This window comes from Streptomyces sp. NRRL F-5650 (assembly GCF_000721365.1).
Classification (GTDB): Bacteria; Actinomycetota; Actinomycetes; order Streptomycetales; family Streptomycetaceae; genus Streptomyces; species Streptomyces ardesiacus.
In genome coordinates this window covers 1-16240 of sequence record NZ_JOGV01000050.1, presented here as the reverse complement: position 1 = coordinate 16240, position 16240 = coordinate 1, and the positions used below count along the sequence as shown (strand labels likewise).

Below are 16240 nucleotides of genomic sequence, written 5' to 3'. Positions count from 1 at the left end.
GGTTCATCCCGCGGGCAGCGGCTGCTCGGCCCAGATCGTCTTGCCGGTGTCCGTCTGGCGGCTGCCCCAGCGCTGGGTGAGCTGGGCGACCAGGAGCAGTCCCCGGCCGCCCTCGTCGTAGGCGTGGGCGCGGCGCAGGTGGGGCGAGGTGGAACTGGCGTCGGAGACCTCGCAGATGAGGGCGGTGTCGCGGATGAGGCGCAGTTGGATGGGCGGCTCGCCGTACCGGATGGCGTTGGTGACGAGTTCGCTGACGACGAGTTCGGTGACGAAGGCCGTGTCCTGCAGTCCCCACGCCGTCAGCTGTCCGACGACGGTCTGCCGGGCGGCCGCCACGCCGGCGGGGTCCGGGGGGACGTCCCAGGTGCGCACCCGGTCCTCGCCCAGCGCCCGGGTGCGGGCCAGCAGGAGTGCGACGTCGTCGCCGGGCTCCTCGGGCAGTACGGCCTTGAGGACGCCGTCGCAGAGCGCGTCGAGGGAAGCCGCGGGTGCGGCCAGGGCCCGGCACAGTTCCGCGGTGGCGTGGTCGAGGTCGCGGTCGCGGTCCTCGACCAGTCCGTCGGTGTACAGGGCGACGACGGAGCCCTCCGGGAGTTCCAGCTCCGTCGCCTCGAAGGGCAGTCCGCCCACCCCGAGCGGCGGCCCTGCGGTCATGTCGACGAGCCGGGTGGTGCCGTCGGGCAGGAGGAGGGCGGGCGCGGGGTGGCCGGCGGCCGCGAGGGCCAGGTGCCGGGACACCGGGTCGTACACGGCGTAGAGGCAGGTGGCGCCGAGTTCCGGGATCTCCGCGTCGCCGCCGTTGTGCGCGTCGGTGGCCGAGAGGTGGGTGACGAGGTCGTCGAGGTGGGTGAGGAGTTCGTCGGGCGGCAGGTCGACGTCGGCGAGGGTGCGCACGGCCGTGCACAGCCGGCCCATGGTCGCCGTGGACGGGATGCCGTGGCCCACGACGTCGCCGACGACGAGGCCGACGCGGGTGCCGGAGAGCGGGATCACGTCGAACCAGTCGCCGCCGATGCCCGCCGCGGACCCGGAGGGCAGGTAGCGGTGGGTCACCTCGACCGCGGCCTGTCCGGGCAGGTCCCTGGGGAGCAGGCTGCGCTGGATCGCCAGGGCGGTGGAGCGCTCGCGGGCGAAGCGGCGGGCATTGTCGACGGAGACGGCGGCCCGGCCGGCCAGTTCCTCGGCCAGTACGGCGTCCTCGGCGGTGTACGGCTCCCGGGGCGCGGTCCGCAGGGCCAGCGCCACGCCCAGGGTGGTCCCGCGGGCCCGCAGGGGCACGGCCAGGACCGAGCAGACGACTTCGCGGAAGGGGCGGTTGTACGGGGCCTCGGCCTCGCGGATCCGCATCCACCGGTCGAACTCCGGGTCGCCGGGGCCGCTGAGGACGACGCGGCCCTCCCGCATCGCCCGGTCGGGCGGGCTGCCGGGCGGGTGGACCCCGGGTCCGCCCAGGGGTGCCTCGGGGGTGGGAAAGCCTTCGGTGGCCGCGACGTGGGCCACCCGGCGCAGTGCGGCCTGCCCGAGGGGCGTCACGCGGGGTTCCTCGGTGCCGAGGACCCAGTCGAGCAGGTCGACGGCGGCGAAGGCGGCGAAGCGCGGCACGAGGAGCCCGGCCAGTTCCTCGGCGGTGCGGACGACGTCGAGGGTGGTGCCGATGGTGCCGGCCGCGTTCAGCAGGGAGAGCCCCTCGCGTGCCCGGTGCTGCTCGGTGCTCTCCAGCGCGGCCATGGCGACGGCGGTGAGCGCGCCGGACGCGTCGTGGACCGGCCAGATCTCCACGGTCCAGGCGTGCAGGGGGGTGCCGTTCGGCGCGGGTGAGTAGCTCTCGTACTGGACGCGCCGCCCGGTGTCGGCGACGACGCGCAGGTGGTGCAGGAAGGACCGTGCGTCACCCTCGAAGTCCCCGAGCGTGTCGGGCAGCCGGCGGCCGAGCAGCGCGTCGGCGGGCCTGCCCATCAGCCGGCACGTGGTCTCGTTGACGTGCACGAAGCGCAGGTCGGGGTCGACGACGGACATCGACAGGGGGGCCTGGCGCACGGCGTCGCCGACCAGGGCGGGCGGTGGGCCGCCGGGCGGGTCGGCGGTCACCGCGTAGCCGTCGGGTTCGCCGTCGGCGCCCAGCAGCGTCGCGGCCCGCAGCCGCAGGCCCACCGGACGGCCCTCGCGGTGCCGGATCACGGCGGAGCGGACGGTGTCGGTGCTCGACAGCGCGCCGGGGGGCAGGGCCCGCGCGAGCAGGTCCCGCGCGGGGCGGCCCACGACCTCCTCGGCCCGGTATCCGGTGAGCCGCCGCGCGCCGTCGCTCCACCCCGTCACCAGCCCGCGGGCGTCGACGATCGCCGTGGCGGAGGAATCCTCCATGCCGTCCAGGATCATGCCGGGACGGTGCGGTATCAACCGGGACGGGGCACAGGTGGAACCGTCACCGTCCGTGAGCGCGCAGCGCGGCCAGGGCGCGGTCGGCGTGCGCGTTCATCCTGATCTCGCTGCGGACGACCTCCAGCACGGTGCGGTCCCGCCCGACGACGAAGGTGACCCGTCTGGTGGGCGCCAGGCCGAAACCCCGCTTCACCCCGAACCGCTCGCGGACCGCACCGTCGGCGTCGGACAGCAGCGGCATGCCCAGGGTGTGGCGCCCGGCGAACTCCTGCTGCCGTTCGACGGTGTCGCCGCTGATGCCGACGGGCCGGGCGCCGGCCTCCGCGAACTCGGCGGCGAGGTCGCGGAAGTGGCAGGCCTCCGCGGTGCAGCCGGTGGTGAGGGCGGCCGGGTAGAAGAACAGGACGACCGGGCCGTCGGCGAGCAGTCCGGACAGGCTGCGCGGGGTGCCGGTCTCGTCCGGCAGCGTGAAGTCCCCGACGGTGTCGCCCACGGCGGGCAGCGCGCTCATGCCCGTCCTCCGCTGCCCTGGGCGACGGCGCGGGCCCACAGCACGAGCGGCACCTGTACGGGCAGCCGTCCGAGGGCGGCGGCCCTGAGGGGGGCGGGGCGGTGCCGCCAGTCCCAGGCCATCTTCACGTTGGCGGGGAACACCCCGGCGAAGAAGGCGGCGGCGCCCAGCGCGGCGGTCCTGCGGGTGCGGGGCAGGGCGAGTCCGGCGGCGAGCGCGAGTTCGGCGACGCCGCTGGCGTACGTCCAGGTCCGGGGCGTGCCGGGCAGGGACCGCGGGACGATGGCGTCGAAGGGGCGGGGCTGCGCGAAGTGGGCGACACCCGCGGTGGCCAGCAGGCCGGCGAGCAGCAGGGGTGAGCGGTCGGACCGGGACACGGTTCCTCCTCGTGGGGGCCTGACGCGCGATATTACTCGACGGTAAGGACCCGGTCCCCACCACCGCCGGGACGACCGCCCGACCGTGACCGAACCCCAGCCGACGGCACTGCCGGGTCCGTCGACACCGGCCCGCGCCCGGTCGGCGTCGAACGTTGGGCACGGGCCGTTTCGCACTGAGCGGGGGTCGTGCACGGGCCGGGCCACGCACGCTGTGCGCGGGCAGGGGGCGCACGCTGAGCACCAACCGGCACATGCACGCCGCCGCACGGGCCGCGTCGTGGGCACTGAGCACCGGCGAGCGGCTGTGCACGGGCAGCGCACGCACGCTGAGCACCAACCGGCACATGCACGCCGCCGCACACGGGCCGAATCGTGCGCACTGCGCACAGGCGAGCGGAGACGTGCGCGCTGAGCGCCGGCGGGCTGCTGGGCTGCGCGCCAGCGGCATCACCGGCACAGCCCCCAGGGACCCGCGCACACACGCTGTGCACGGGCAGCGCACGCACGCTGAGCACCAACCGGCACATGCACGCCGCACACGGGCCGCGTCGTGGGCACTGAGCACCGGCGAGCGGAGACGTGCGCGCTGAGCGCTGGTGCGCTGAGCGCGAGCGGCGTCGCCGGACGGCCCAGCCGGGACCGGTCGGGCCGGATGGGTCGCGGGCTGTGCTCCGGCCAGGGAAGTCGACCGACCCGGCGGCACGGCCGGAGGGCGGACGCCACCCGCGTGAGCGTGCCGGTCAGCGTCCGTCCCGGGGCGTGACGGGCGCCAGCCACATGCCCACGATGGCGTCCACGAGGCCGTCGGCTGCGTCCTGCCAGCTCGCGCGCGGGGTGGGCCGGTTCTCCGCCAGGGCCCGCTCCCGCTCCTCGGCGGTGTGCACGATGAGGTGGCGGGCCATGTCGCCCCGCTCCGCACGGACCTCGTCCGGCAGTGCGGGCATGCACCGGTTGCGCCCCTCGATGATCGACCGCAGGGAGACGGACGCGCGGGACTGCTCGGTCATGATCGGCCGCAGCACCGGGTCGGTCATGACCTGGGCGCAGAACCGCGCGTACCACGTGGGGCTGCCCAGTGCCGCCAGATGGTCGAACTGGGGACGGACCAGGCAGTCCACCCAGTCGCGCAGGTCGGACGAGTCGCCGAGGGCGGCGAGCTGCCGGGCGCGCAGTTCCTCCACCCGCTCCGAGTGGCGCTCCGCGATGGCCCTCACCAGGTCCGCCTTCGTGCCGAAGTGGTAGCCCACCGCGGCGTTGTTCCCCTGCCCGGCGGCCTCGCTGACCTGGCGGTTGGAGACGGCGTACACACCGTGCTCGGCGAACAGCCGTTCGGCGGTGGTCAGGATGAGCTGCCGGGTCGCGCTGACCTGTTCCGCCCGGACCGTCCTGCCCGCCATGTTCACCACCGCGCCGGGACCCTCTCCTCACCGCCCGCGACGACCGGTCCCTCGAGTCGTCGCAGGTCCGCCGCCGTACGGCGGGTTGTCACGGAAGCCTACGGGGCGCCGGCGCCGGGACACCGCCCGGCCCGGGCGGGCACTCGTCCTCCACACCCCGTAGGATACTTCAAGCGACTGACTTAAATACTCGCGTTCCGCTTTCACACCCACGGCACGATTCATCGCTTCCTCGCTCGAAAGGCTCTTCCATGCCCGCTTCCCCCGCCACACCACGGCCGAACGCCGTGGTCGCGGTACTGGCCCTGGCCGGCATCGTCGTCGCGCTCATGCAGACCCTGGTCATCCCGATCATCCCGGAGCTGCCGAAACTCCTGGACGCGTCGGCCTCGGACGCGGCCTGGGCGGTGACCGCCACGCTCCTGGCCTCCGCGGTGGCCACCCCGGTCGTGGGCCGGCTCGGCGACATGTTCGGCAAGCGGCGCATGCTCCTGCTGAGCCTGATACTGCTGATCAGCGGCTCGGTGGTCTGCGGGCTGAGCGACGCGCTGGTCCCGATGGTCGCCGGCCGCGCCCTGCAGGGCCTGTCCGCCGCCGTGATCCCGCTCGGCATCAGCATCATGCGCGACGAGCTGCCGGCCGAGCGCCTGGCCGGCGCCACCGCGGTGATGAGCGCCTCCCTCGGGGTCGGCGGCGCGCTCGGCCTGCCCGCCGCCGCGCTGATCGCGGACAAGCTGGACTGGCACATGCTCTTCTGGCTCTCCGGCACGCTCGGCGCCCTTTCCCTGGTGCTGGTGCTGGCGCTGGTGCCCGAGTCGGCCGTGCGCACCGGCGGACGGTTCGACCTGCTCGGCGGCGTCGGCATGGCCGCCGGCCTGGCGAGCCTGCTGCTGGCGATCTCCAAGGGCGGCGACTGGGGCTGGTCCTCGGGCACCACCCTCGGCCTGTTCGCGGCGGCCGTGGTGATCCTGCTGGTCTGGGGCTGGTGGGAGCTGCACACCCCGGAACCGCTGGTGGACCTGCGCACCACCGCCCGCCGCCAGGTGCTGTTCACCAACCTGGCGTCCGTCGCCATCGGCTTCTCGATGTTCGCGATGTCCCTGGTGCTGCCGCAGCTCATGCAGCTCCCCGAGGCCACCGGTTTCGGACTCGGCCGCTCCCTGCTGACCACGGGCCTGGTGATGGCGCCGTCCGGCCTGGTGATGATGGCGTTCGCCCCGGTCTCCGCGAAGGTCTCGGGGTCGCGCGGCCCGAAGGTGACCCTGATGATCGGCGCCCTGATCGTCGCGGCCGGCTACGGCCTGAACATCGTGCTGATGTCCGAGGTCTGGCACCTGGTCCTGGTCTCCTGCGTCATCAGCGCGGGCATCGGCTTCGCCTACGGCGCCATGCCGTCGCTGATCATGGGTGCGGTGCCGCCGAGCGAGACCGCCGCCGCCAACAGCCTCAACACTCTCATGCGGTCCCTGGGCACCTCGGTCGCCAGTGCCATCGCCGGTGTGATCCTGGCCCAGATGACCATCGACCTGGGCGGCTTCGCCCTGCCGTCCGAGAACGCGTTCAAGGTGGTCATGGCCATCGGCGCGGGCGCGGCCCTGCTGGCCTTCGCCATCGCGTCGTTCATCCCCCGGCACCGCCCCGCCGGCCCGGCGGCCGGCCCGGTGCCGTCCGACGGCGTCGCCGCCGAGCCCGCCCCGGCTCGCTGACCCCGACGGTCCCCGGTCCCGCACGGCGCCGCTCCCGCTCCCCGGGACCGGCGCCGTTCAGGCGAACCTCGCGGACAACGCGCGTGACAGCACCCGGGCCCGTCGAGAACTGACCCGTGGAGCTGCCGCTGATCCCTCCGATGCTCGCCACCCCCGGCACCCTGCCGCCCGCCGCACAGGACGCGCGCTGGGCCTACGAGACCAAGCAGGACGGCCAGCGCGTGGTGGTGTACCTGCCCGGCGACGGCAGCGTCCTGCTGCGCGCCCGCTCCGGCCACGACATCACCGGCGCCTACCCGGAACTGGCACCGCTCGCCACCGCGCTCGGCGACACCCCCGCCGTACTGGACGGCGAGGTGCTCGCCCTGGACGAACGGGGCCGCGCCGACTTCCAGTTGCTCCAGTCCCGGATGGGCCTCGCCCACGCGCCGGGCCGGGCGGCCCACCGGGCGGCGAAGGTCCCCGTCCACCTGGTGCTGTTCGACGCCCTGCACCTGGCCGGCCGCTCCCTGCTGCGCACCGCCTACACCGGCCGCCGCGAGCGCCTGGAGGGCCTCGGTCTGAACGGGCCCTCGTGGTCGACCCCCGCCGCACTCGTCGGCCACGGCGAACAGGCCCTGCGGGCCACCCGCGAGCACGGCCTGGAGGGGCTGGTGTGCAAGCGGCTGGACTCGCTGTACGAGCCCGGGGTCCGCTCCCGGGCCTGGATCAAGATCCGCAACATGCGCAGCGAGGACGTCGTGGTCGGCGGCTGGCTGCCCGGCAGGGGACGGCTCGGCGGCCTCCCCGGCGCCGTCCTGGTCGGCCAGCGCGCAGCGGGGCGGCTGCACTACGTCGGCGGGGTCGGCACCGGCTGGAGCGCGGGCGAGCGCACCGAACTGGCCGCGCTGCTGACGGCGGCCGCGACCGACGTCTGCCCCTTCGACCCGGTGCCGTCGGTGCCGGGGGCGCGCTGGGTCGTCCCCCGCCTGGTCGGCGAGGTCCGCTACAGCACCCGCACCCGGGAGGGCATGCTGCGCCAGCCGTCCTGGCTCCGGCTCCGCCCGGACCTGGCGCCCGAGGAGTCGGCCGCGGACGTTCCGGACGACCTGGTGTGAGCATGCGGCGCCGTCCGGCGTCGGGCTGCTCTTCACCTCTGGGACACCCGGGCCCCCTTGGCGCGGGAGGGAAAAGAGGGGAACCTGAACTCCCCTTCCCCCCACAGCCGTTGGGCTGCTCCCCGAGGAGGACGCGATGTTCTCGCGTACCGCCGCAACGCCCCGCCCCAGATGGCTCGCCGCGCCGCTCGGCGCCCTCGCCCTCGTCCTGGCCTTCCCCGCCACCGCCCTGGCCGCCCCGCCGCCGGGACTGCCCGCCAACGCCGACAGCCTGGAGCTGCGGTACCAGCCCGCCTACGACTACGACACCGACGGCTGCTATCCGACCCCCGCCATCGGCGCCGACGGCGCGGTCAACGGCGGACTGAATCCCACCGGCGCGCTCAACGGCAACTGCCGCGACGCCTCCGACCTGGCGAACACCAACGGCTACGCGCGCGCCCGGTGCGACGGCGACTGGTGCGCCTACATGTACGGCCTCTACTTCGAGAAGGACCAGGCGCTGCCCGGCACGAGCCTCGGCGGCCACCGGCACGACTGGGAGCACGTGGTGGTGTGGGTGAAGGACGACACCGTGCAGTACGTGTCGACGTCCAGCCACGGCTCGTTCGACGTGCACGAGCGGTCGGCCGTCCGCTTCGACGGCACCCACCCGAAGATCGTCTATCACAAGGACGGCATCAGCACCCACTGCTTCCGCCTGGCCACCTCGAACGACGAGCCGCCGGAGAACCACGAGGGCGCCTGGCAGTATCCGCCGCTGGTGGGCTGGAACGGCTATCCGGCGGGTCTGCGCGAGAAGCTGACCGCCCACGACTTCGGCAGCGCCAACTTCGGCCTCAAGGACGCGAGTTTCGCCTCCCACCTCGCCGCCGCCCGGCCCGCCGGCGTCCCCTTCGACCCGAATGCCTGAGAACCCCGGCGCACACTACGGTGTCCCCATGTCCGACCTCCGGCCGATCCGCGTCGTCTCCCGCGACTCCCCCATGGCGCTGGCCCAGGTCGAGCGCGTACGGGCCGAGTTGGCCGCCCTCCACCCCGGCGTGCGCACCGAGGTCGTCCCGGTGCGCACCACCGGCGACAAGTGGCTCGGCGACCTGTCCCGGGTGGAGGGCAAGGGCGCGTTCACCAAGGAGGTGGACGCCGCGCTGCTGTCGGGCGAGGCCGATCTCGCGGTGCACTGCCTCAAGGACGTGCCCGCCGACCGGCCGCTGCCCGCCGGTACGGTGTTCGCCGCGTTCCTGGAGCGGGACGACGTGCGGGACGCGCTCGTCCACCCGGACGGGCTCACCCTGGACGAGCTGCCGGACGGCACACGCGTCGGCACGTCCTCGGTGCGCCGTGTCGCCCAACTGGCGGCCGCCCACCCGCACCTGCGGTGCGTGCCGTTCCGCGGCAACGCCAACCGGCGGCTGGCGAAGCTCGCCGCGGGGGAGGCGGACGCGCTGCTGCTCGCCGTCTCCGGTCTGCGGCGCATCGGCCGGAGCGACGTGATCAGCGAGGTCCTCTCCCCCGAGACGATGATGCCGCCGATCGGCGCGGGCATCCTCGCCCTGCAGTGCCGCGAGGACGACAGCGGCCTGATCGACGCGGTGAGCGGCCTCGGCCACCCCGGCACGCACCGGGAGGCGACGGCGGAGCGCATGCTCCTGCACGTCCTGCAGGGGCACTGCAACAGCCCGATCGCCGGACTCGCCCGCGTGGAGAGCGGCGGGGAACTCTCGTTGCGGGCCTGCGTCTTCACCCCGGACGGCAAGACCCGGCTGAACGCCCACGAGTGGGCGGGCCGGCTCGACCCGGCGACCCTGGGCACCTCGGTCGCGGTGGCCCTGCTGCGCCAGGGCGCCCGGGAGATCATCGACGGCATCGCGCACTGAGCCCCGGCGGACCGGGCGGGTCAGGCGGGGCCGTCCTCCGACCGGCCCCGCAGGAAGGCGCTCACCTGGTGCGCCACGCCCTCGTCCCGCGCCGTGCCGCACGGCACGGCGCCGGCCCCGTCGGGCAGCCCCAGCGCACCGCTCCACAGGCGGCGGTCGGCCCACTCCTCGTCCACCCGGAGCTGCACCTGGACATCCACCTGACCCAGGCTCGCCTCCGGGCCGGCTCCGTAGAGCACGGCGGTGGCCCGGCGCAGCGGGTAGACGTCGAATCCCTCGATGAACTGGGAGTTGCGCCAGTCGAGGAAGGCGCTCTCCCCGTCGGGGCCGATCCGCAGGTCGATCTGGCCGTCCTCCAGGTGGATGCCGAGCCGTCGCCCGCCCCGGTTCTCGACGGTCACCCGGACCCGGAAGTACGTCAGCCCCTCCGCGGCGTCGTCCCGCCCGCGCGGCGGCTCGGCCGGCTCCAGGCGGTGGACTCGGACCCGCAGGCCGGCGTGCTCGTCGTACTCCTGCCAGTCCCCGACCACGTTCGGCTCGTACACGGTGCCCCTCTCGACCTCTCGACGCTGCTTCCTATCTGTGTGCCGATCGCACTGTCAAATGAGCGGAATGCGCCGTGGCCAGCACCTTCGCCCCTTTTGATCGACGATCAAGCGCTGCCCAGGGAGGATCCGCCGGCGCCCGTGCGCACGATCACCCGGAGCGTGCCGCACATCACGTCCGGCGACGGGGCGGCCGCCCGGTCACCGGTGTGCGGCCGTTCGAGTGGCCGTCCGGGGCATTCGCGCTCAGTATCCATATATACGAGGACTTGCCAGCACCCCTGCTGAGGGAGGTGCGCGTGATGCGTGTCGCCGGCAGAACCCAGCCCCACCCGCACGACGACGCCCCCGACACGGCCGCGGCGTTCGACCGGCTCGCCGGGCTGCCCGAGGGACCCGAGCGCAAGGCGCTGCGGGACGAACTGATCCGGGTGTGGCTGCCCATGGCCGAGCGGATCGCCGTCCGCTTCCGGGGCCGCGGCGAGAACCTGGAGGATCTCTACCAGGTGGCGGCCCTGGGTCTGGTCAAGGCCGTCGACCACTACGACCCGCGGCGCGGCCACGCCTTCGAGGCGTACGCCGTGCCGACCGTGACCGGGGAGATCAAACGGCACTTCCGCGACCACATGTGGACGCTGCACGTCCCGCGCCGCATCCAGGACCTGCGCAACCGGGTCCGCAAGTCGGCGAAGGAGCTGGCGCAGACCACGCCGGGACGCGCGCCGACCGTCGAGGAGATCGCCGAGCACGCGCACCTGACCACGGTCGACGTGCGCACCGGCATGGAGGCCCTGGAGTGCTTCTCGGCGCTGTCGCTGGAGGCGGAGATGCCCGGCACCGACGGGTACGCCCTCGGCGACGCGCTGGGCGGGCCCGACCCTGCCTTCGACGCGGTGGTGGACCGGGTGGCCGTGCGGCCCTGCCTGGAGGCGCTGCCCGAGCGCGAGCGCACCATCCTCTACCTGCGCTTCTTCGGCGGGATGACGCAGAGCCGCATCGCCCAGCAGCTCGGCATCTCCCAGATGCACGTCTCGCGGCTGCTCACCGGCTGCTTCGACCGGATCCGCGAGGAGATCCTGGCGGAGGCCCGCTGAGCGCGTGCCCCTCGCCCAGGGGCCGCCCCAGGCGGTCCTCCAGCGCGGCCAGGATCTCCGGCGGCATCACTCCGGTGCGCCCCCAGATGAGTACCGTTTCCGCCACATTGCGGAGTTTGATGTTCGTATGCTGGGAAACTTCCTTCAGGACGATCCATCCCTCGTCCGGCGACACCGCGCCGAGGACGACGATCACGCCGATCGCCTGGTCGACGACGGCGTGCGAGACGACGGCCTCCTTGAGCTGCCGGACCTGCTCCTGCAGCCGGAAGATCTGGTCCGCGTCGGAATCCGGCCCCGGGCCGGGGGCCGGGTGCGCGTCGGTGGGGGGCATGGTCACCTCCGGACCTCCATCCTCACCAGCCCCGACGCCTCGCGCCACCGGACGGTCGGGCACGGGCGCGGCACCGTTTCGGCACCGGGTGCGGGGTACTCGCCAGGCGCCCGCCGCACTCCCGGCCGGACACCGGCGCGGAGCCGGTGGCTGCCGGTGGACGAGATCAGGACACGACTGCCATGAACCACGACATGACCTCCTCCGCCCGCGGGGACGGCCTGCTGTCCACGCACTCCGTGTACGGAGCCCCCTGCTGGGTGAGTCTCACCAGCCGTGACCTGAAGGCGACCGAGGAGTTCTACTCCGCCGTCCTGGGCTGGCAGTGGCGGCCCGTCCGGCTGGGCGAGCCCTTCCGCATCGCCCTGGCCGACGGGGTGCCGGTGGCCGGGATCGCCGCCGTCGCCGCGATGTGGCAGATGGCGGTGGCCTGGACGCCGTACTTCGCGGTACGCAGCGCGGACGAGGCCGCGTCGCGGGCACAGGAGCGCGGGGGCACCGCCGCGGTCGGGCCGATCTCCCTGCCGCCGGGCCGGGCGGCCCTGCTCGCCGACCGGGACGGGGCGACGTTCGGGATCTGGGAGGGCGAGCTGTTCTCCGACTGGGACACCTGGCGCACCAAGCGTCCGGCCTTCATCCGGCTGCACACCCGCGACGCCTTCGACGCCGCGATCTTCTACGGCGAGATCTTCGAGTGGGACTCGGGACAGGGCTGCGAGGTCCGGTACGAGGGCGACGAGGTGGTGCTGCGCCACGAGGGCGAGGTCGTGGCCCGCATCGAGTCGGGGGCGCTGGGAGCGGCCCCGGACCCGGCGGTGCGGCCGCACTGGCAGGTCCACTTCGCGGTCGAGGACGTCGCGGCCTGTGCCCGTGCCGCGGAGCGGCACGGGGGCAGCGTGCTCTCCCTGCGGGCGGACGAGGCGGTGCTCCGGGACGCCGACGGCGCGCAGTTCACGGTGACCGCGCGCCGTCTGGAGGGCTGACCTCACCGGCTCACCGGCCGGTGCGGGAGGCCCGGGAGAGCAGCACCAGGCTGCGCTGCCCGACGGTCAGCCTGGTGCCCGCCTTGTGCTCGGCCTCGTCGGGGACGCCCTCCGGGTCGGCGGTGTCGACCAGGGCCGTCCAGCGTTCGCCGTAGGTGACGTCGGGCAGCCGGAAGTCGGCCGGCTCCCAGTGGCTGTTGAAGAGCAGCAGGAAGGAGTCGTCGACCACCGGCCGGCCCTGGGCGTCGGGTTCGGCGATGGCGTCGCCGTTGAGGAAGACGCCGACGGTGTGCGCGTCGGAGCGCTGCCAGTCGTCGTCGGTCATCTCCCGCGCGTCCGGCAGCAGCCACACGAGGTCGGGCAGCGGCTGGTCCGCGTGGGTGAGGGTCTCCCCGCGGAAGAAGCGCCGCCGGCGCAGCACCGGGTGGTCGGCGCGCAGGGCGATCAGGCGGCGGGCGAAGTCCAGCAGAGCGCGCTGCTCGTCGTCGAGCCGCCAGTCGATCCAGGAGGTTTCGTTGTCCTGGCAGTAGGCGTTGTTGTTGCCGCCCTGGGTGCGGCCCAGTTCGTCGCCGTGGCAGATCATGGGGATGCCCTGCGAGAGCAGCAGCGTGGCCAGGAAGTTGCGCTGCTGCCGGCCGCGCAGTTCCCGCACCGCCGGGTCCCTGGTCTCGCCCTCCGCGCCGCAGTTCCAGGACCGGTTGTGGCTCTCGCCGTCCCGGTTGTCCTCGCCGTTGGCCTCGTTGTGCTTGTCGTTGTACGACACGAGGTCGCGCAGCGTGAACCCGTCGTGCGCGGTGACGAAGTTGACGCTGGCGCGCGGACGGCGGCGGCTGTGCTGGTAGAGGTCGGAGGAGCCGGTCAGCCGGGAGGCGAACTCGCCGAGCGTGTGCTCCTCGGCGCGCCAGAAGTCCCGTACGGCGTCGCGGTACTTGCCGTTCCACTCCGACCACAGCTGGGGGAAGTTGCCCACCTGGTAACCGCCCTCGCCGACGTCCCAGGGCTCGGCGATGAGCTTGACGCGGCTGATCACCGGGTCCTGCTGGATGAGGTCGAAGAACGCGGACAGCCGGTCCACCTCGTGGAACTGCCGGGCCAGGGTGGCCGCGAGGTCGAAGCGGAAGCCGTCGACGTGCATCTCGGTGACCCAGTACCGCAGCGAGTCCATGATGAGCTGGAGCACGTAGGGGTGGCGCATCAGCAGGCTGTTGCCGGTGCCGGTGGTGTCGTAGTAGTGCTGCCAGTCGCCGTCCACCAGGCGGTAGTACGAGGCGTTGTCGATGCCGCGGAAGGAGAGGGTGGGGCCCTTCTCGTTGCCCTCGGCGGTGTGGTTGTAGACCACGTCGAGGATCACTTCGAGGCCGGCCTCGTGCAGGGTCTTGACCATCGACTTGAACTCGCTGACCTGCTGGCCGCGGGTGCCGAGGGCGGCGTAGCCGTTGTGCGGCGCGAAGAAGCCGATGGTGTTGTAGCCCCAGTAGTTGGACAGGCCCCGGTCCTGGAGCACCCCGTCGTGCACGAACTGGTGCACCGGCATCAGCTCCACGGCGGTCACCCCGAGGGAGGTGAGGTGGTCGACGACCGCCGGGTGCGCGAGGCCCGCGTAGGTGCCGCGCAGCTCCTCGGGCACGTCGGGGTGGGTGCGGCTGAGGCCGCGGACGTGGGCCTCGTAGATGACGCTCTCCGAGTACGGGCGCCTGGGCGGGCGGTCGTCGCCCCAGTCGAAGAAGGGGTCGGTGACCACGCCGAGCATGGTGTGCCCGGCGCTGTCGCCCGGGTCGGCCCTGCCCCTGGCCCGTTCGAAGAGGGAGGCGTGGTTGTCCACCAGCCCGTCCACGGCCCGGGTGTAGGGGTCGAGGAGCAGCTTCGCCGGGTTGCAGCGGTGGCCGACGGCCGGGGCCCACGGGCCGTGGACCCGGTAGCCGTAGCGCTGCCCCGGGCCGACGCCGGGCAGGTAGCAGTGCCAGACGAAGCCGTCCACGTCGGGCAGCGGGACGGTGCTGTGGCGGCCGTCGTCGTCGACGAGCACGAGGTCGACCCGCTCGGCGACCTCGCTGAACAGGGCGAAGTTGGTGCCCTGTCCGTCGTACGAGGCTCCCAGGGGGTAGGGGTGCCCGCTCCACACGGGCGACCCCTTCCAGTTCGGCCTGGCGCGGGTCACCGGGCCTCCTCCAGGATGCCGCCGGACGTACGGGCCCACCCGGCCGCCCGGGCCACGGGCATGATCTCTCGCGGCACTTCCAGCCCCTCCTGGGTGATCGGCTCGGGATCCGTCGCGACCAGCGGGACGCGTTCGCCGGCGCGGGCGCGGCGCGAGAACCAGATGACCTTGGCGCCGGTGTCGGCGGCGCAGCAGCCCCAGCCGTCGCTGTTGGCCGCGAGGTGCTGCAGACAGGTGCGCAGGTCCTGGTCGGGACGGAGCGCCTGGTCGTTGCCCGCTACGGCCGTGATGAGGTGCTGGCGGTTCCACCACATCTCGATCGACGTGTTCTTGTCGCTCGCGTGCTCGTCGATCGCCAGCAGCAGCATCTCGGCGCCCGAGCAGACGGGTTCGACGAGGTTCTCCAGGTTCCAGAACCGGAGGTGAGCGGCCAGGATGCGCCTGACCTGTCCGACCCGTTCCGGGCTCACTTCCACGTCGAGGTGGTAGTAGCAGGGCACTGCGGTCTTCATCGTCGTGGCTCCTCACCGCGAGGACTCTCGCTCCTCCTCGTCCCGTGGGGGACGGGCTCCCCGATCACGAAGCGTGAGCGCTGTTCGCTTCTGAGTCACTCCAGAGTGGGAGCGGTAGTCCATTCGTGCAACACGAGCAGTTCGGGGCCGGGACCGGGGCGGGGGCGGGCGGGAGCGGGGCCCGGAATGCAGTTGAAGATCCAACAAGACGGGGTGTCACCACCCGTGCACCATGTGTGAAGAACTCGTTCGCCCCTGCGCCGATCGGCCCCTGCCAGGCCGTTCGGCCGGAGCCGAACGCCCAGAACCCGATCGTCCGGACCACCGGACCGCCCGGAAGGTGACCGGCCATGCTGCTCCCCGCGAAGAGCGAAGTCGCCCGGAAGCTGCGGCACTACCGCGCCTGGGAACGCTCGATGCTGGCGTCCCCCGCGGACGTCACCGTCCGGACCACCTTCGAGGACTCCGGATACACCCTCTGCGTGCTGATGGGGAAGCGGTGCGCACGCGAGGCCGCGGACGCTGCCGAGAGGTATCTGCGGACGAACCTGCTCACCCCTGCGCAGGAACGGCCGGAGCGGCTCTCCCCGGCGGGCCACAGGGCCCCCTCGGGCGCCGCCTGACCCGAACGGCCCAATCCAGTCGGCCGGGCCCGCGCCCGGCCACGAGCACGGCGGAGGTGAGATGCGGATGAGTGCGAGCGTGGGAATCGGACGTATCCCGGTCCGGGACGTCCATCCGGTGGTGGACAACGGCAGACGCCCGGCGAAGGCGGTGACGGGAGAGACGTTCGAGGTCACCGCGACCGTGTTCCGCGAGGGGCACGAGGCGGTGGCCGCCAACGTCGTGCTGAAGGACCCCGAGGGCCGCCCGGGACCGTGGACGCCGATGCGGGAGCTGGCCCCGGGCACCGACCGCTGGGGCGCCGAGGTCACGCCGGGGGCACCGGGTCACTGGACGTACCGGGTGGAGGCGTGGAGCGACCCCGTCGCCACCTGGCGGCACGCGGCGCGGATCAAGATCCCGGCCGGCGTCGACACGGGTCTCGTCCTGGAGGAGGGCGCCGAGCTGTTCCGGCGCGCCGCCGCGGGGGTGCCGGCGGACTCGGGGCGCGCGGTGCTGCTGGCGGCGGCCGGGACCCTGCTCGACGACACGCTGCCGGTGGCCACCCGGCTGGCGGCGGCGCTGACGCCGCAGGTCGACGCGGTCCTGGCCCGTCACCCCCTGCGCGACCTGGTCACCTCCTCCGAACCGCTGCCCCTGCTCG

At 73.6% G+C, this 16240-nt stretch carries 16 protein-coding genes; 8 read left to right on the top strand and 8 right to left on the bottom strand.

Annotated elements, in window-relative coordinates; translation table 11 throughout:
* Positions 1 to 3: 3 nt before the first annotated feature.
* The 4 genes from IG88_RS0132020 to IG88_RS0132005 all read right to left on the bottom strand — a co-directional run bounded on the left by IG88_RS0132020 (position 4) and on the right by IG88_RS0132005 (position 4667).
* Entirely contained in the window at positions 4 to 2361 is a 2358-nt protein-coding gene (locus tag IG88_RS0132020) for an ATP-binding SpoIIE family protein phosphatase (RefSeq protein ID WP_031048892.1), read from the bottom strand.
* A gap of 61 nt (positions 2362 to 2422) precedes the next feature.
* Positions 2423 to 2890, bottom strand: a complete 468-nt coding sequence (locus IG88_RS0132015; protein ID WP_031048890.1) for a peroxiredoxin — start codon at positions 2888 to 2890, stop codon at positions 2423 to 2425.
* The gene (locus tag IG88_RS0132010; RefSeq protein WP_031048888.1) at positions 2887 to 3267 is read right to left on the bottom strand and encodes a DoxX family protein; all 381 of its coding nucleotides are present in this window, start codon (positions 3265 to 3267) and stop codon (positions 2887 to 2889) included. Before IG88_RS0132010 ends, IG88_RS0132015 begins: the two co-directional genes overlap by 4 nt.
* A 743-nt stretch (positions 3268 to 4010) precedes the next feature.
* Positions 4011 to 4667 (bottom strand): TetR/AcrR family transcriptional regulator, encoded by a 657-nt coding sequence (locus IG88_RS0132005; protein ID WP_031048887.1) that lies wholly within the window; start codon positions 4665 to 4667, stop codon positions 4011 to 4013.
* A gap of 251 nt (positions 4668 to 4918) precedes the next feature.
* Between IG88_RS0132005 and IG88_RS0132000 the strand changes: the two genes are divergently transcribed.
* From IG88_RS0132000 to hemC, 4 genes are all read left to right on the top strand, one after another.
* Positions 4919 to 6373, top strand: a complete 1455-nt coding sequence (locus IG88_RS0132000) for an MFS transporter (protein WP_031048884.1) — start codon at positions 4919 to 4921, stop codon at positions 6371 to 6373.
* A gap of 116 nt (positions 6374 to 6489) precedes the next feature.
* Positions 6490 to 7470, top strand: a complete 981-nt coding sequence (locus IG88_RS0131995; RefSeq protein WP_031048883.1) for an ATP-dependent DNA ligase — start codon at positions 6490 to 6492, stop codon at positions 7468 to 7470.
* Positions 7471 to 7606: 136 nt separating this feature from the next.
* Positions 7607 to 8383, top strand: coding sequence for an NPP1 family protein (locus IG88_RS0131990; protein ID WP_031048881.1), 777 nt, complete (start codon positions 7607 to 7609; stop codon positions 8381 to 8383).
* A gap of 28 nt (positions 8384 to 8411) precedes the next feature.
* Positions 8412 to 9347 (top strand): hydroxymethylbilane synthase, encoded by a 936-nt coding sequence (hemC, locus tag IG88_RS0131985; protein ID WP_031048878.1) that lies wholly within the window; start codon positions 8412 to 8414, stop codon positions 9345 to 9347.
* 20 nt (positions 9348 to 9367) lie between these two features.
* Here hemC and IG88_RS0131980 read toward each other — a convergent pair whose 3' ends face one another.
* Complete coding sequence (locus tag IG88_RS0131980; protein ID WP_031048876.1) at positions 9368 to 9892, bottom strand: hypothetical protein; 525 nt, start codon at positions 9890 to 9892, stop codon at positions 9368 to 9370.
* A 302-nt stretch (positions 9893 to 10194) separates the two neighbouring features.
* Here IG88_RS0131980 and IG88_RS0131975 point away from each other — a divergent pair, with 302 nt between their 5' ends.
* Positions 10195 to 10986, top strand: a complete 792-nt coding sequence (locus IG88_RS0131975) for a SigB/SigF/SigG family RNA polymerase sigma factor (protein ID WP_030403360.1) — start codon at positions 10195 to 10197, stop codon at positions 10984 to 10986.
* Here the strand turns inward: IG88_RS0131975 and IG88_RS39310 are convergent.
* The gene (locus IG88_RS39310; RefSeq protein WP_051852144.1) at positions 10934 to 11320 is read right to left on the bottom strand and encodes an ANTAR domain-containing protein; all 387 of its coding nucleotides are present in this window, start codon (positions 11318 to 11320) and stop codon (positions 10934 to 10936) included. The genes IG88_RS0131975 and IG88_RS39310 overlap by 53 nt on opposite strands.
* Before the next feature lie 182 nt (positions 11321 to 11502).
* On the opposite strand from IG88_RS39310, the gene IG88_RS0131965 reads away from it, so the two are divergent.
* Positions 11503 to 12303 (top strand): VOC family protein, encoded by an 801-nt coding sequence (locus tag IG88_RS0131965; protein WP_031048872.1) that lies wholly within the window; start codon positions 11503 to 11505, stop codon positions 12301 to 12303.
* A 10-nt stretch (positions 12304 to 12313) separates the two neighbouring features.
* Here IG88_RS0131965 and glgX read toward each other — a convergent pair whose 3' ends face one another.
* The gene (gene glgX / locus IG88_RS0131960; RefSeq protein ID WP_031048870.1) at positions 12314 to 14461 is read right to left on the bottom strand and encodes a glycogen debranching protein GlgX; all 2148 of its coding nucleotides are present in this window, start codon (positions 14459 to 14461) and stop codon (positions 12314 to 12316) included.
* Positions 14458 to 14973 carry a hypothetical protein gene (locus IG88_RS0131955; RefSeq protein WP_031048868.1) on the bottom strand — a complete coding sequence of 172 codons (516 nt, stop codon included), beginning with the start codon at positions 14971 to 14973 and terminating at the stop codon, positions 14458 to 14460. The genes glgX and IG88_RS0131955 overlap by 4 nt, the downstream gene beginning before the upstream one ends.
* Before the next feature lie 350 nt (positions 14974 to 15323).
* Here IG88_RS0131955 and IG88_RS0131950 point away from each other — a divergent pair, with 350 nt between their 5' ends.
* Both IG88_RS0131950 and IG88_RS0131945 read left to right on the top strand, forming a co-directional pair.
* On the top strand, positions 15324 to 15596 hold the full coding sequence (locus IG88_RS0131950; protein ID WP_031048866.1) for a DUF5133 domain-containing protein: 273 nt from the start codon (positions 15324 to 15326) through the stop codon (positions 15594 to 15596).
* A gap of 61 nt (positions 15597 to 15657) precedes the next feature.
* Positions 15658 to 16240 (top strand): maltotransferase domain-containing protein (locus IG88_RS0131945; protein WP_158854138.1); only part of this gene is annotated, 583 nt, incomplete at its 3' end.

Coding starts and splice junctions, on each gene's coding strand:
- IG88_RS39310 (WP_051852144.1), bottom strand. CDS start 11,320: ATGCCCCCCACCGACGCGCACCCGGCCCCCGGCCCGGGGCCGGATTCC.
- IG88_RS0132000 (WP_031048884.1), top strand. CDS start 4,919: ATGCCCGCTTCCCCCGCCACACCACGGCCGAACGCCGTGGTCGCGGTA.
- hemC (WP_031048878.1), top strand. CDS start 8,412: ATGTCCGACCTCCGGCCGATCCGCGTCGTCTCCCGCGACTCCCCCATG.
- IG88_RS0131975 (WP_030403360.1), top strand. CDS start 10,195: ATGCGTGTCGCCGGCAGAACCCAGCCCCACCCGCACGACGACGCCCCC.
- IG88_RS0131955 (WP_031048868.1), bottom strand. CDS start 14,973: ATGAAGACCGCAGTGCCCTGCTACTACCACCTCGACGTGGAAGTGAGC.
- IG88_RS0131965 (WP_031048872.1), top strand. CDS start 11,503: ATGAACCACGACATGACCTCCTCCGCCCGCGGGGACGGCCTGCTGTCC.
- IG88_RS0132005 (WP_031048887.1), bottom strand. CDS start 4,667: ATGGCGGGCAGGACGGTCCGGGCGGAACAGGTCAGCGCGACCCGGCAG.
- IG88_RS0131950 (WP_031048866.1), top strand. CDS start 15,324: ATGCTGCTCCCCGCGAAGAGCGAAGTCGCCCGGAAGCTGCGGCACTAC.
- IG88_RS0131990 (WP_031048881.1), top strand. CDS start 7,607: ATGTTCTCGCGTACCGCCGCAACGCCCCGCCCCAGATGGCTCGCCGCG.
- IG88_RS0132020 (WP_031048892.1), bottom strand. CDS start 2,361: ATGGAGGATTCCTCCGCCACGGCGATCGTCGACGCCCGCGGGCTGGTG.
- IG88_RS0132015 (WP_031048890.1), bottom strand. CDS start 2,890: ATGAGCGCGCTGCCCGCCGTGGGCGACACCGTCGGGGACTTCACGCTG.